Source organism: Paenibacillus sp. Soil766 (genome assembly GCF_001428105.1).
Taxonomy (GTDB): Bacteria; Bacillota; Bacilli; order Paenibacillales; family NBRC-103111; genus Paenibacillus_E.
In genome coordinates this window covers 1-12,750 of the sequence record NZ_LMSJ01000048.1, presented here as the reverse complement: position 1 = coordinate 12,750, position 12,750 = coordinate 1, and the positions used below count along the sequence as shown (strand labels likewise).

The window sequence follows — 12,750 nt, the reverse complement described above, 5'->3', positions numbered from 1 at the left end:
ATGAATAGCTTTATTCTTTAATTCTAAATTGAATTTTGACACAAAAAAACTGCACCTCCAATCGTTAGATGGTGTCTAACAATTGGGGTGCAGTTCATTTGTAGCCTGCTGCTTTTTCTTGTGCGAGGCATCTGTCGATAATCGTCGTGTCGCAAATAGATCATTACGAACGAAAAAAATGTAAAAGTAGTTCGAAAGAAACGTCAACTACGCCCGGTCGGGAATTGCTATAATTGGGGCAATTACAGGTGGAGCGTTCTGATTAACAGTAAGTAATGGACACTTTACCTGGGAACTGAACCGCATCCATGTGAACCGGTTTTACAAAACCGGCAGCCACGTTTGAGGAAAGGAGTCTTGCCAATGAAATTCGCAGCGTTTAGCGGTGTGTTAATGGATCACAGTATGCAAGAAGCGATGAGGCTCACGAAGCAATTGGGCCTAGACGGGATTGAAATTGCGGCCCGTGAACATCATCTGTCGCCGACAACGAGCAGAAGCCGACTCAAGGAACTGCGCGCATTATCTGAAGAACTTCAACTTGCTATTCCCGCCATAGCCACCTATACAGGCAGATTCTCAACGGCCAGCGATCAGGAAGCGTCCGCGACTTTCGATGACTTCCGGCGACTGCTTGAGGCGGCTGAGCATTTGGGAGCATCCATGATGCGCGTATTGACGGGAGGGCCGAATGCATTCTTGGCGCACGAATATCATTACGCAAAGGCTGCCTATTGGCTGGAGCGTTGCGCCGAAGAAGCGAAGGCACATAACATGGACGTGCTGGTGGAACTGCATAACGAATCCCTCGTCGAGACGGTGGACGATGCGCTGAAGCTCCTTCAGCTCGTGAAGAATGAATCGATCGGCTTCATTCATGATGCAGGGAACATGTACATTACGGACACCGATTACGGATATGAATCGGTGAAGAAGCTGGGCAAGCATTTGAAGCATGTGCACGTCAAGGACGAACGCAGGACCTCGGACGGCAGCGAGCCGGGTGCTTTCACGAACAGAACCCGAAGAGGCGTCGAAAATTTCGTGCCTTGTCTGTTGGGTGAGGGCGAAGCGGATCACGGTGCGTTGTTTGAGGCGCTGCGGGAAATCGGGTATAAGAACTGGGTGACGTTGGAATGCCATACGCTAGAATCCGGATTCGAACGCCTACAGCATGATTATCAATTTGTGCGGAAGCTCGCCAGCGGTTAAGGATGCAGCAGGCGATTTCCAGAGAGTTGGAATACAACACAGAATATAGGTGTTCATTTCAACAGAAAAGAGAACACGCAAATAAGCCGTAATTAGTCATTACGAATTAATTAAAAAGGATTTAAAAAAGAGGCCGTCCCTCAGTCATTTACGACTTGGGGACAGCCTTTTCAAGTTCTAGAAGAATTACATCCGCTTGCCGCCCTTTTTGTGCCATTTGCGATTATGATTGCTTGTTGCTGGAAAGGTGTCCCCTTTACGAAGGGTAACTGTCTTGGGATTGTTAATCCCCATATGGAAGGCATTCTCGCCAATTTCCATATATTCGCCGTCGTTAGGAACATGATCGCCTTCATTAAAATGTGTCCATTCACCCACGATTGAATCACCTCTTGATTAGAATAACAATCGTAGTTAGATTGCCCTATATGGGCCTGAGCATGTACTTCATTTCTTACCAGCTTCCTCCTGCACAAAAAGTAACATCGAAACTTGTAATTTGTCGCATGATTTGCTATAGTATTCAGGTGCGAGTTTTGAAAAAGAATCCTCGCTCCTTGCTCCTTCACTTGCCTAGCAAGTTTGAATAGGAGCCGCTTAGTCCAAAAGGAGGTGAAATACATGCGCAAATATGAATTGATGTACATCATTCGTACTGACGTTGAGCAAGAAGTTGTTCAATCTACGGTAGAAAAATTTCAAGGCATCATCTCGAACGGTGGGGGAGAAATCTCCAAACATGACCTGATGGGTAAACGCCGTCTTGCGTATGAGATCAATAAGTTCCGTGACGGGCACTACGTGCTTGTACACTTCAACGCAGAACCTGCTGTTGTAACTGAACTTGATCGCGTACTTAAGATTTCGGACGAAGTTATTCGTCACTTAATCGTAAACGACGTAGCTTAATCAATGCCAGTATTTTCGTCAGGAGGGTTATTCCATGTTGAACCGTGTTATTCTTATCGGTCGATTGACCAGAGATCCAGAGCTTCGTTATACACCAGCTGGGGTAGCAGTTACCCAATTCACACTTGCTGTAGACCGTCCTTTCACGAGCGGTGGCTCGAAAGAACGTGAAGCGGACTTTATCAATATCGTCACGTGGAGGCAGCTTGCCGAAACATGCGCGAATTACTTGCGTAAAGGTCGTTTAACAGCAGTTGAAGGACGCATTCAAGTGCGTAACTACGACAACAATGAAGGAAAACGTGTTTACGTGACCGAAGTTATTGCCGACAATGTACGTTTCCTTGAATCAAGCGGCGGCGGGAATCGCGAAGAGGGCGGATCCTCTAATGCAAATGCAGGCGGCTATAGCGGCGGCGGAAGCAGCAATCGTGGCGGTGGATCGCGCGAGCAGCAGGATCCTTTCATAGATGACGGAAAACCGATCGATATTTCCGATGATGATTTGCCATTTTAAACGTAGAAAGGACTGAAGAGACACAATGGCTTTCCAAAAAAGAGACAACAATGGTGATGATCGTGCTGATCGCAAATTTGCTCCTCGTGGCAAAGGCGGTAAAGGCAAGCGCCGTAAAGTTTGTTACTTCACAGTAAACAAAATCAAGCATATTGATTATAAAGATATCGAGACTCTTAAAAAGTTCATCAGTGAGCGCGGGAAGATTCTTCCTAGACGTGTAACTGGAACTTCCGCTAAGTACCAACGTGCTTTGACGATCGCTATCAAGCGTTCCCGTACAATCGCGTTGCTTCCTTACACAACGGAATAGGTTTCGGAATAAAGAGCAATCGGGCAACCGGTTGCTCTTTTTATATTCAGAAGCGAGCCCCTGCGGGCTCGCTTTTTTCGCGTTGGCTTCCTTCTGCCACAACCAGACCCGAGGATGCCTAGATTAATAATAACTACAAATCAAGCTAATATTCCGCTTACATACAACCTGCATACTGAGGATAAGAACAAGCTTTCACCAATAGAAGGGAGAAAGGAACCATGCCAACTGTACAGCTTGATGAAAAGAAGAACGTAACGATCTTTGAGGATCAGCTAGTGACCACAGAGAAACGCCCTTGGTTTGGGAGCATGCCTAGTCAACTGGGAGAAGACTTCTCGTTCGTCGTGATGGGGGACCGTTGCGGGATGGCGACGGAGGGGGTTTTTGAGAAGGCGCTGAACATGGTGAAGGATTTGAAGCCTGACTTTGTCTTGGCGGTCGGTGATTTGATCGAAGGCTATTGGAATAACGCCGCGGACACGCATCAAGAATGGGATGACATTGACGACAAGATTGCAGCGATGGGACTCCCTTTCTTTCCAGTCATCGGCAATCACGACTATGGAAATGCAACGATGGCAGAGGTATGGCGCGAGCGTAAAGGCTTGGACTACTACGCGTTTCGTGTAGGCGATGCACTCTTCTTATCTTTAAATACGGAGCAATCACCGGACGAGTTTTCCGATGCTTTTATCGACATCATCAAACGGGTAACAGCGGATGTGAAACGCGAACCCGAGCGCGCGAATGAACACATGGGTGCATTTGTTGATGAACTGAAGGCGGCACTATCTCCTGAGGAACTACAAGGTTTCGGCAAGATCAAGCTGAGTCTTGGTGAGGAACAACTCGCTTACTTTAGACGCGTATTGGCAAACAATGCGGATGTCAAATGGACGTTCGTGAACATGCATAAGCCAGGATGGAAATCAGAAAGCGAAGAATACCAAGAGTTCATTCAGATGCTGGGGAAACGTTCCTACACCATTTTTGCTGGGCATTTGCATGCGATGGAGTATTCTCGGGAAGGTAATGCGGAGTTCATACAGCTAGGTAGGACCGGTGGTCTAGCACATGGGGATGGGACGAATCCTGGTGATGAGAATGTGGTGCTATGGGTAACCATGCGCGGTGGCGTTCCTACATACCGAGTAATCCATTTGGATGGTGTTAATGATCTAACAGCTTATCAGCCGCATCAACACGTTCACGGGGAGAGTGTCTAACAATGACAACGATGGAACCGATTTTCTTCATTCATTTAACAGATATCCACATTAGCGCACCTGGAAAGAAACCGTTGTTCGGCCTCGAAATGTCAGAGAAACTGCGCGCTGCTTGTGCTGAAATTCGCACATTGGAGGCGAAGCCGTCCTTCGTGGTGATTAGCGGAGATTTGACGCATGACGGAGATTTGGAAGACTATCGTTTCCTCAAAAAGCTACTGGACGCAGAAGAGGCGCTTCTCGGTATTCCGATCCATGTCGCACTAGGCAACCATGATTTCCGCGAGCCATTTCGTGAGGGTTACTTAGAAGAAGAGCCATCGAACGAATCCTATTACTATAGCTTTATGGCCGATGGCCTACGCATCGTGATGTTAAATACACAAGTGCCGGGTACGCATAACGGTAGAATTGATGAGGTGCAGCTCGCTTGGCTAAAGCACTTGCTGGCTGAACCAGCACCAGCCGCTAGAATCGATCGAGCGAATCGTTGGCAAATCGTCTGGCATGTGCTGTTGCCGCTATTGTCACCTACGATAATGTTTATGGCGATGCTCAGTACGTTGTTTGCAGCAGAATGGAGCTTCTCATATGTCAATGTCTTGACGCAGGGAGGCCCACTAAACTCAACAACAAACATTTATTACTTGTTATGGACGTACGGGTTCAAAACATTCTCTGTCGGCTGGAGCTCGGCAGCCGCTGTATGCGTGTTTATTGGTTCTGGACTTATTTCATTAGTCTTCATGAAACTCTCCAAAAAGCTCTCGTTTTACGATAATTGAAGGAGGATATCCATGAAGATGAAGAATCCGCGATTGAATGGATCCCGCAGCGCAACTGCCGGTAAACATACCGTGTTGATATTGCTTAGCATTCTTGCGATTTTCCCGTTCTACTGGATGTTGAATACATCCTTTAAACCAGCAGGGGAAGTGTACTCCACGTCACTGCTTCCTACGCACTGGACGTTGGATAACTACGTGCAGGCATGGCACGCCATTCCGATGGCTCAGATGATGATGAACTCGATTATCGTTGCTGTTTGTCAAACGGCAGCCCAATTATTGACGAGCATACTAGCGGCGTATGCGTTCACACGCTGGGATTTTCGTGGCAAAGGCTTCTTCTACGGCTTAATTTCTTTGACATGGTTAGTTCCGTTTCAAGTCATCATGATTCCTAACTATGTGGTCATTAGCGGTTGGGGGCTGCGGAATTCCTTGATGGGGTTAATCATCCCTAATATCGTCTCTGCCTTTGCGGTGCTCCAATTGTACAATACCTTCAAATCGTTCCCGCGAACGTTGATTGAAGCCGCTCATCTGGATGGGGCATCCGACTGGAGCGTGCTGTGGCGGACGATTTTCCCGAATTTGCGTGCATCCATTGCTTCTATAGGCGTGTTATTATTCATTTCCTCATGGAATGACTATTTCTGGCCGTTGTTGGTCACGAACAAACCGGAGCATGCCACGCTCCAAATTGGGTTGCAGTCGTTTATGTCCACAGACGCTAATTTGTGGGGACCGATGATGGCAGCGACAACGCTGGCAAGCTTGCCAATTCTTCTGCTTTATTTTATTCTACAGCGTCAAATTATCGATTCGTTCGTCAAAGGCGGTTTGCGTTAAATGAGTTCATTATCTAGACAGCAAGGGCATCTTCTTCAAACGAAAAGCGTGGCCAAACCATCGCTAGAAAAGAAAGCTTACCAAGAAATTCGGAATCACATTATTCATGCGAATTATTTGCCTGGTACCCTTTTATCAGAGAATGAATTGGCGGATCAATTGAACATGAGTCGAACGCCGATTCGGGCGGCTATTTCTTTACTGGAGCAAGAAGGATTCGTGGAGTCGATACGGGGCCGGGGCGTTTTTGTTAAAAATATTTCGTTCAAAGAGTTCTGTGACATGTTTGAAGTCTTAGTTTCTATGCAGATTTATGTATGTGATGTTGCCGAAAAGCGAGGACTTTCCTTCGACTTGGTGTCGTTACGGAGCCATCTGGATCGTCAAATTCAAGCGGCTGATGATGGAGACCACTGGCTCTATTATGAAAGTTCGTTGTTGTTTATAGAAACGATTCTGACCACAGTTCGCAATCAGAACATGATGCAGATTCTGGAACAAATAAAAGGCAAGTATATGTGCAAAGTCGTTTCCTATCGAATGATGAATCCGCAGTCTCTATCCAATCCAAGGCAGGGGAGAAGGATCAACTCCCGCATTTATGAAGCATTACTGCAGGGGAACATCCAGGATGCGAGAGAAGCGATCTATGAAGTGAATGAGATTTTGTATCACCAATTGAAACAATTCGATATTTGATCTATACAAAATAAGATTGAAGGCGGAGGAATAAGGATGACGACACATATGGCTAATGAGCAGCGCGTTCTTCAGGTTGAGGGCGCATATAACTTGCGTGATCTAGGAGGGTACAAGACGAAGGACGGGCGAATGACGCGTTGGGGCGTACTGTTTCGAGCGGATGGCTTGCACAAACTGAGTAAGGTTAGCCAACAGGAATTAGTGGACAGAGGTGTACGGACGATTATTGATTTGCGAAATGCGCATGAGCTTGAGGAAAAGAAGAACGTGTTCGCAGATTCCGAGCAAGTGAGCTATCATAATGTAGGCTTGATCAACCCAGCCACATCGAGTCTTGCTCAAATTCGCAATCTAGGGGATTTATATATTAACTTGCTTGAAACTTCGCAAGCCCAGTTGTTACGTGTTTTCACTTTGCTTGCAGCGCGTAGTATAGACGGAAGTCTCTTTCATTGCGCAGCAGGTAAAGATCGGACAGGTGTTGTTTCAGCCCTATTGCTGGACCTTGGAAATGTTCCACATGAAACAATTTTGGAAGACTATGTGCTTACGAATGCCTGTATAACGCCAATTATGGATGAATTGCGTAAGGGGAAGCCAACGAATGTGCCCGATGACATGTATGAAAGTTTCTTAGGTTGTGATCCCGCATATATGATGAGTATGTTGTCACATTTGGAGATTCGGTACGGCAATGCGGAGCACTATTTACGAACGATTGGTTTATCTGAAGGGCAGATTCTGGCGTTGAAGGAGCAATTACTTACAAATTAAGGGAGTAATTGAGAGCCCTCCCCCCAAATCTGTTCCATTTTTCCTAAAAGAATACAATTCCCAAACAAGGCAGCTGCCAAGATCAGCTGTCTTTTTCTGCGGCATCGGACAGCAGGATTAGAGGCTTTCTTTTCTAGTACCTTTTTGTGGTATAATTGATCAATATCGTTTCTGCTGAGATGAGGAGTGATGACGGTTGCTGAATAGGGATAAAGAAGTTGACCTAGCCAGACGGGCCAAAGTCATTGAGTGGCTCAAAACAGAAGTCGTAGATCATGTAGCTCACCTGCTCAAAGGCATGTGGGAAGGTAGTCATGTAAAGATGGTCGATGGATTAGCCAGTTTGATTTCGAGCGGTTATATTTTAGGCCGAAGACTGGGGATTTCTTATCGCAGTTTGGACGAAGCTATTGTTGAGAAAATGAAGAAGCACCGCCAAGAGGGCCATCAACTTGAGGACTGGTACGGCGACATTTCATCGCTCGAAGAACATTTACGTAAGAGGTGAGCCCGGTTGGGGAATCGAAGTTGGCAGAGTGTCATTTGGAGCGTTGTTATGATTATTTCATTGCTATCGCTGATGACACCATTTATTATTTTTACATGTAGTTTTCTGTTGGTGCCTGTTCTTATGTTATACGTCAAAACAAGTACGAAGCGTTTCGTCGTAAGTTATGTACTCAGTCTACTCGTTGTTTACGTGCTTACCCAGTGGATAGGTCTCTATTTAATAACGATTGCTTTGTTCATTCTACCACCTGTACTGGTGATGGGGAATCTATACAAACGCAAAGCGGCAGCAAGATCTGTACTAACTGCAGGTATCGTTACTGTTTTGGCTGAGTCGTTATTAAGCCTGTTTCTAGGCTTTGCATTAGGTCTTGACCCGGTTGCCAAGTTCAAGCAATTCATGATAGATAGTATTGCAACGATGCCGAGCAGCATTCAGGAGATTTTACCTAAAGATCAGGACTGGTACGTTGATTTCATCGTGCAAGTTATCCCGTTATATCTAATCTTTGTGGCGTTGTTCATTACCTTTGTGACACATGGCGTGACGCGGTGGTTCTTGAATAAAACAGGGGAAGGTATCCCTGGATTGCGCCCAATGAGAGAGTGGAAGCTGCAAAAATCACTAGTCTGGATTTATTTAGTGGCTTTTGTATTAAATTTGTTCTCAAAGCCCGATTCAAGCTCACTCATTTCAACACTGCTGATGAATGCGATGCCGCTGTTGATGCTCGTATTCGCGGTTCAAGCAATAGGCTTTCTGTTCTATGTGGCGTTTGCGAATAAGTGGAAACCAATTTTGCCGATTGTGGCCATTATTATTCTCATCTTTATGCCGCCGCTATTTATTGTGTATAGTTTATTAGGGGTATTTGATGTTGCGTTTCCAATCCGTGAACGGTTCAAGAAAAATTTATAGGATTAGGAGCTAGTTCGAATGCCGAAGTTCCTTTTGAAGCGGTGGCACGGTCAACATATATTGTGGATGTTCGTACTGCTCATCGCCTTGACAGCCATTATCTATATGTTCAAATGGTGGCTGGGCCTAACGGCTTTCTTACTCTGCGGAGCAATGGCGTATTTTACGCTGCAAGCGGAGACAGCTTTTCGTCGAGATTTGAATACATATGTCGGAACGATAACCCATCGAGTGAAGAAAGCCGGCAATGAAGTCATGAGCGGGCTGCCTATCGGCATTATTTTATATAATGAAGAGAAACGCATAGAGTGGCACAATCCTTTTGTAGCGAAAATGCTAGGGCAAGACTCGGTGATTGGTGAACCGCTCTTTGATTATTTCCCCGATCTCAAGAATAAGAAAGAAAAGGCCGAAACATTGGAGCTTAAAGTAGGCCAATTTATTTATCAAGTCTGGTCCAAACCCGAGGAGAGACTTCTCTATCTGCGTGAAATTACGGAGCAAGCAATGCTTGCGAAGAAATACGAAGATAGTAAAGCAGCGATTGGTATCGTCATGATGGATAATTTGGAAGAGGCGACACAGGGGCTGGATGATCAAGCACGGAGCATTATGCTGGCCAAGGTAACTGGTGAAATTACCGAGTGGGCCCAGAAGAATCAGCTGTATTTACGCCGGACATCATCGGATCGCTTCTTAATCCTGATGGACCAGAAGGCGTTGCGTCAGTTAGAACAAACACGCTTTGAACTCCTTGATGATGTTCGTGACCTAACGATTGAGAACAAGCTGCCATTAACGCTTAGTATCGGGATTGCATCGGGGGCTGAACAGCTGACTGAACTTGGTCAAATGGCACAAATGGGGCTGGACATGTCGCTCGGCCGCGGTGGTGACCAGGTAACGGTGAAGGTCGGACAGCGACTGTCCTTCTATGGTGGGAGAACGAACGCGGTTGAGAAACGTACGCGTGTTAGAGCTCGGGTGATCTCGCATGCACTGCGTGATCTAATGAAAGATAGTGACAAGGTCATCATCATGGGTCATCGTTTTGCAGATATGGACTCCATCGGCGCGGCGATCGGTGTGCTCAAGGCTGTTCAGGTCGTGGGCAAAGAAGGCTACATCGTGCTAGAGGGTGTGAATCCAGCCATCCAGAAGGTGATGGAGACGATATCGGCGGATGAGCGGCTGCACCGTTGGTTCATTACGCCTGAACAGGGCATGCAGATTACGACACAGCGATCACTTGCCGTCGTCGTGGATACGCACAAGGCATCCATGGTCGCTGAGCCTAAGCTGCTACAGCTGACACACAGGGTCGTCGTGGTCGATCATCACCGTAGGAGTGAGGAGTTCATCCATGATGCTACACTCGTCTATATGGAGCCGTACGCGTCCTCTACGTGCGAGCTAGTGACTGAGCTGCTGCAGTATATTAACGAGAAGCTATCGATGGAGGTTCTAGAGGCCACGATGCTCCTAGCGGGCATTGTGGTGGATACGAAGAGCTTCAGTTTACGCACAGGTGCAAGAACCTTCGAGGCCGCGTCGTACTTGCGACGCAATGGAGCAGATTCGGCTCTCATTCAGAAGCTGTTGAAGGAAGATTTGGATTCTTATATTGAGCGTTCCGAGATCATTAAGCACACAGAAACCATCTATGAACACGTGGCTTTGGCAGTTGCTGAGCCATCACGTAAATATTCTCAGTTGATGATCGCGCAAGTTGCTGATACATTGTTAAATATGACGAATATTATGGCTTCCTTCGTAATTGCCGAACGACCAGACGGATTAATTGGCATTAGCGCGAGATCGCTAGGTCAAATGAACGTTCAAGTGGTCATGGAGCGTCTAGGCGGTGGTGGGCATCTCACCAATGCGGCCACACAAACCGAAGGCACTTTAGAGGAAGCAACGAACCGCTTAAAACAAGTACTAGCCGATATGCAGGAAGAGGAGGGACTTTTCGAATGAAAGTAATTTTACTCAAAGACGTTAAAGGCCAAGGTAAGAAGGGCGAAGTGAAAGAAGTATCCGAAGGGTACGCACAGAATTTCCTTATCGCACAAGGACTAGCTGCTCCAGCTACACAGGGCACAGTGAAGGTGCTGGATAATCAGAAGAAAGCCGAGCAACGACGCAAGGATCAAGAGAAGGCAGATGCACAGGCGTTAGGCGAGAAGCTTAGTGAAATGACTGTTCAAATTAAAGCGAAGTCTGGCGAGGGTGGACGTTTGTTCGGTGCCATTCCAAGTAAGCAAATCGCAGAAGTACTTGAGAAGCAGTATAAAATCGTGATTGATAAGCGTAAAATTGTTCTGGAAGAACCGATTCGTACACTAGGCGTCACGAAGGTTCCAGTTAAACTCCATGCGGAAGTAACATCTAGTTTGAACGTTCAAGTAACAGAAGAGAAGTAAGCTTGCGGTGCAAGGACTTGAAGATTCGAATAACCAGTAAGAAAGAACGAGAGTCCCAGTCTGGGGCTCTTCTCTCTTGTACACCCAAAACTAGTAACCTATTAAACTTGTGAAAATGAAAGGCGGGCACAGCAGCATGAGCAACGGAGATAATATGTTTATGGATCGTGTTCCGCCTCAAAATATAGAAGCAGAGCAGGCCGTCATAGGTGCGATCCTGATTCATGGCGATGCGTTAATTACCGCGATGGAGCGGATCACGAGCGATGATTTCTATCGCGGCTCTCACCAGCGCATCTTCGAGGCGATCGTTGAGCTCGCCGAGGCGCAAGAACCAATCGATCTCATTACCCTAACTGCGCTTCTTCAAAACAAGCAGCAGCTGGAGGAGATCGGCGGGGTTACGTACTTGTCTGAGTTGGCGAACTCGGTGCCAACCGCTGCCAACATCGACTACTACGCGGCGATTGTCGAGGAGAAGTCGATGCTTCGCCGTTTGATTCGCACCGCGACTCAGATCGTGTCCGATGGCTACGCTAATGAGGACAATGTCGGGATGATGCTCAGCGACGCGGAGAAGAAGATCCTCGAGATCTCGCAGCGCCGCAGCTCCACCGGTTTCGTCGTCATCCGCGATGTACTCATGGAAGTATTCGAGAAGGTCGAGCAGCTCTACTCGAACAAAGGCGGGTCAACGGGAATCCCATCGGGATTCATCGATTTGGACAAGATGACATCTGGCTTCCAGCGTTCAGACTTGATTATTCTTGCGGCGCGTCCTTCCGTAGGGAAGACCGCCTTCGCACTGAACGTGGCACAGAATGTAGGTGTTCGGGCCAAAGAGACCGTCGCGATCTTCTCGCTCGAGATGGGCGCCGCGCAGCTCGTACAACGTATGGTCTGCGCCGAGGCGAACGTCGATGCGAATAGAATGCGTACGGGTAATCTGGAAGGAGACGACTGGGAGAAGCTGACGATGGCGATCGGCGCTTTGTCCGAGGCGAATGTTTATATCGACGATACGCCGACGATTACGGTTGCGGATATCCGAGCGAAGTGTCGTCGACTGCAGCAGGAGAAGGGGCTCGGCATGATTCTCATCGACTACTTGCAGCTGATTGCTGGACGTGGCGGTAAAGGTGGCGACAACCGTCAGCAGGAGGTCTCTGAGATCTCCCGTACGCTGAAGCAAATTGCCCGTGAGCTGAACGTACCGGTCATCGCGCTCTCGCAGCTGAGCCGGGGTGTTGAGCAGCGGCAGGACAAGCGTCCGATGATGTCAGATCTACGGGAATCCGGTTCCATTGAGCAAGATGCCGACATCGTAGCGTTCCTCTACCGGGACGATTATTACGATAAGGAATCCGAGAAGAAGAACATTATCGAGATTATTATTGCCAAACAGCGGAATGGTCCCGTAGGCACCGTTGAGCTGGCCTTCCTGAAACAATTCAATAAATTCGTGAATATGGATCGTACTCATCAAGAAGCAGCAGCCGGGCAGTATTGAACTGCACCCCAATTGTTAGACACCATCTAACGATTGGAGGTGCAGTTTTTTTGTGTCAAAATTCAATTTAGAATTAAAGAATAAAGCTATTCATC

At 47.2% G+C, this 12,750-nt stretch carries 15 protein-coding genes; 14 read left to right on the top strand and 1 reads right to left on the bottom strand.

What is annotated here, in order from left to right:
* The first annotated feature begins 363 nt into the window (after positions 1 to 363).
* Entirely contained in the window at positions 364 to 1,212 is an 849-nt protein-coding gene (locus ASG89_RS29345; RefSeq protein ID WP_057314907.1) for a sugar phosphate isomerase/epimerase family protein, read from the top strand.
* A gap of 186 nt (positions 1,213 to 1,398) precedes the next feature.
* On the opposite strand, the gene ASG89_RS29340 is transcribed toward ASG89_RS29345, so the two are convergent.
* Positions 1,399 to 1,590 (bottom strand): YjzC family protein, encoded by a 192-nt coding sequence (locus tag ASG89_RS29340; protein ID WP_028557224.1) that lies wholly within the window; start codon positions 1,588 to 1,590, stop codon positions 1,399 to 1,401.
* Between the two features lie 243 nt (positions 1,591 to 1,833).
* Between ASG89_RS29340 and rpsF the strand changes: the two genes are divergently transcribed.
* The 13 genes from rpsF (at position 1,834) to dnaB (ending at position 12,655) form a co-directional block, all read left to right on the top strand.
* Entirely contained in the window at positions 1,834 to 2,121 is a 288-nt protein-coding gene (rpsF, locus tag ASG89_RS29335) for a 30S ribosomal protein S6 (protein ID WP_057314906.1), read from the top strand.
* Positions 2,122 to 2,155: 34 nt separating this feature from the next.
* The gene (ssb, locus tag ASG89_RS29330; protein ID WP_057314905.1) at positions 2,156 to 2,638 is read left to right on the top strand and encodes a single-stranded DNA-binding protein; all 483 of its coding nucleotides are present in this window, start codon (positions 2,156 to 2,158) and stop codon (positions 2,636 to 2,638) included.
* Between the two features lie 25 nt (positions 2,639 to 2,663).
* A complete protein-coding gene (gene rpsR, locus ASG89_RS29325) occupies positions 2,664 to 2,951 on the top strand; it encodes a 30S ribosomal protein S18 (RefSeq protein WP_028557221.1) in 288 nt (95 codons plus the stop codon).
* A gap of 221 nt (positions 2,952 to 3,172) precedes the next feature.
* Positions 3,173 to 4,180, top strand: a complete 1,008-nt coding sequence (locus ASG89_RS29320) for a metallophosphoesterase family protein (protein WP_057314904.1) — start codon at positions 3,173 to 3,175, stop codon at positions 4,178 to 4,180.
* Positions 4,181 to 4,182: 2 nt separating this feature from the next.
* A complete protein-coding gene (locus ASG89_RS29315; RefSeq protein WP_057314903.1) occupies positions 4,183 to 4,965 on the top strand; it encodes a metallophosphoesterase in 783 nt (260 codons plus the stop codon).
* A gap of 12 nt (positions 4,966 to 4,977) precedes the next feature.
* Positions 4,978 to 5,814, top strand: a complete 837-nt coding sequence (locus ASG89_RS29310) for a carbohydrate ABC transporter permease (protein ID WP_200963580.1) — start codon at positions 4,978 to 4,980, stop codon at positions 5,812 to 5,814.
* The gene (locus ASG89_RS29305) at positions 5,815 to 6,513 is read left to right on the top strand and encodes a GntR family transcriptional regulator (RefSeq protein WP_057314902.1); all 699 of its coding nucleotides are present in this window, start codon (positions 5,815 to 5,817) and stop codon (positions 6,511 to 6,513) included.
* A 36-nt stretch (positions 6,514 to 6,549) separates the two neighbouring features.
* Complete coding sequence (locus tag ASG89_RS29300; RefSeq protein WP_057314901.1) at positions 6,550 to 7,290, top strand: tyrosine-protein phosphatase; 741 nt, start codon at positions 6,550 to 6,552, stop codon at positions 7,288 to 7,290.
* 196 nt (positions 7,291 to 7,486) lie between these two features.
* Positions 7,487 to 7,798, top strand: a complete 312-nt coding sequence (locus ASG89_RS29295; protein ID WP_056622632.1) for a MazG-like family protein — start codon at positions 7,487 to 7,489, stop codon at positions 7,796 to 7,798.
* Positions 7,799 to 7,804: 6 nt separating this feature from the next.
* Positions 7,805 to 8,719, top strand: a complete 915-nt coding sequence (locus ASG89_RS29290) for a DUF2232 domain-containing protein (RefSeq protein WP_057314900.1) — start codon at positions 7,805 to 7,807, stop codon at positions 8,717 to 8,719.
* 18 nt (positions 8,720 to 8,737) lie between these two features.
* Positions 8,738 to 10,699: a DHH family phosphoesterase gene (locus tag ASG89_RS29285; RefSeq protein WP_057314899.1), complete on the top strand. Its 1,962-nt coding sequence runs from the start codon at positions 8,738 to 8,740 to the stop codon at positions 10,697 to 10,699.
* Positions 10,696 to 11,145, top strand: coding sequence for a 50S ribosomal protein L9 (gene rplI, locus ASG89_RS29280; protein ID WP_057314898.1), 450 nt, complete (start codon positions 10,696 to 10,698; stop codon positions 11,143 to 11,145). The genes ASG89_RS29285 and rplI overlap by 4 nt, the downstream gene beginning before the upstream one ends.
* Positions 11,146 to 11,281: 136 nt before the next feature.
* Positions 11,282 to 12,655 (top strand): replicative DNA helicase, encoded by a 1,374-nt coding sequence (gene dnaB / locus ASG89_RS29275; protein ID WP_057314897.1) that lies wholly within the window; start codon positions 11,282 to 11,284, stop codon positions 12,653 to 12,655.
* The last annotated feature ends 95 nt before the right edge of the window (positions 12,656 to 12,750 follow it).

Excerpts from the sequence above, each read along its gene's own strand:
- ASG89_RS29315 (WP_057314903.1), top strand. The coding sequence starts at position 4,183 with ATGACAACGATGGAACCGATTTTCTTCATTCATTTAACAGATATCCAC.
- rpsF (WP_057314906.1), top strand. The coding sequence starts at position 1,834 with ATGCGCAAATATGAATTGATGTACATCATTCGTACTGACGTTGAGCAA.
- rpsR (WP_028557221.1), top strand. The coding sequence starts at position 2,664 with ATGGCTTTCCAAAAAAGAGACAACAATGGTGATGATCGTGCTGATCGC.
- ASG89_RS29300 (WP_057314901.1), top strand. The coding sequence starts at position 6,550 with ATGACGACACATATGGCTAATGAGCAGCGCGTTCTTCAGGTTGAGGGC.
- ASG89_RS29310 (WP_200963580.1), top strand. The coding sequence starts at position 4,978 with ATGAAGATGAAGAATCCGCGATTGAATGGATCCCGCAGCGCAACTGCC.
- ASG89_RS29305 (WP_057314902.1), top strand. The coding sequence starts at position 5,815 with ATGAGTTCATTATCTAGACAGCAAGGGCATCTTCTTCAAACGAAAAGC.
- ssb (WP_057314905.1), top strand. The coding sequence starts at position 2,156 with ATGTTGAACCGTGTTATTCTTATCGGTCGATTGACCAGAGATCCAGAG.
- rplI (WP_057314898.1), top strand. The coding sequence starts at position 10,696 with ATGAAAGTAATTTTACTCAAAGACGTTAAAGGCCAAGGTAAGAAGGGC.
- ASG89_RS29320 (WP_057314904.1), top strand. The coding sequence starts at position 3,173 with ATGCCAACTGTACAGCTTGATGAAAAGAAGAACGTAACGATCTTTGAG.
- ASG89_RS29345 (WP_057314907.1), top strand. The coding sequence starts at position 364 with ATGAAATTCGCAGCGTTTAGCGGTGTGTTAATGGATCACAGTATGCAA.
- ASG89_RS29285 (WP_057314899.1), top strand. The coding sequence starts at position 8,738 with ATGCCGAAGTTCCTTTTGAAGCGGTGGCACGGTCAACATATATTGTGG.
- dnaB (WP_057314897.1), top strand. The coding sequence starts at position 11,282 with ATGAGCAACGGAGATAATATGTTTATGGATCGTGTTCCGCCTCAAAAT.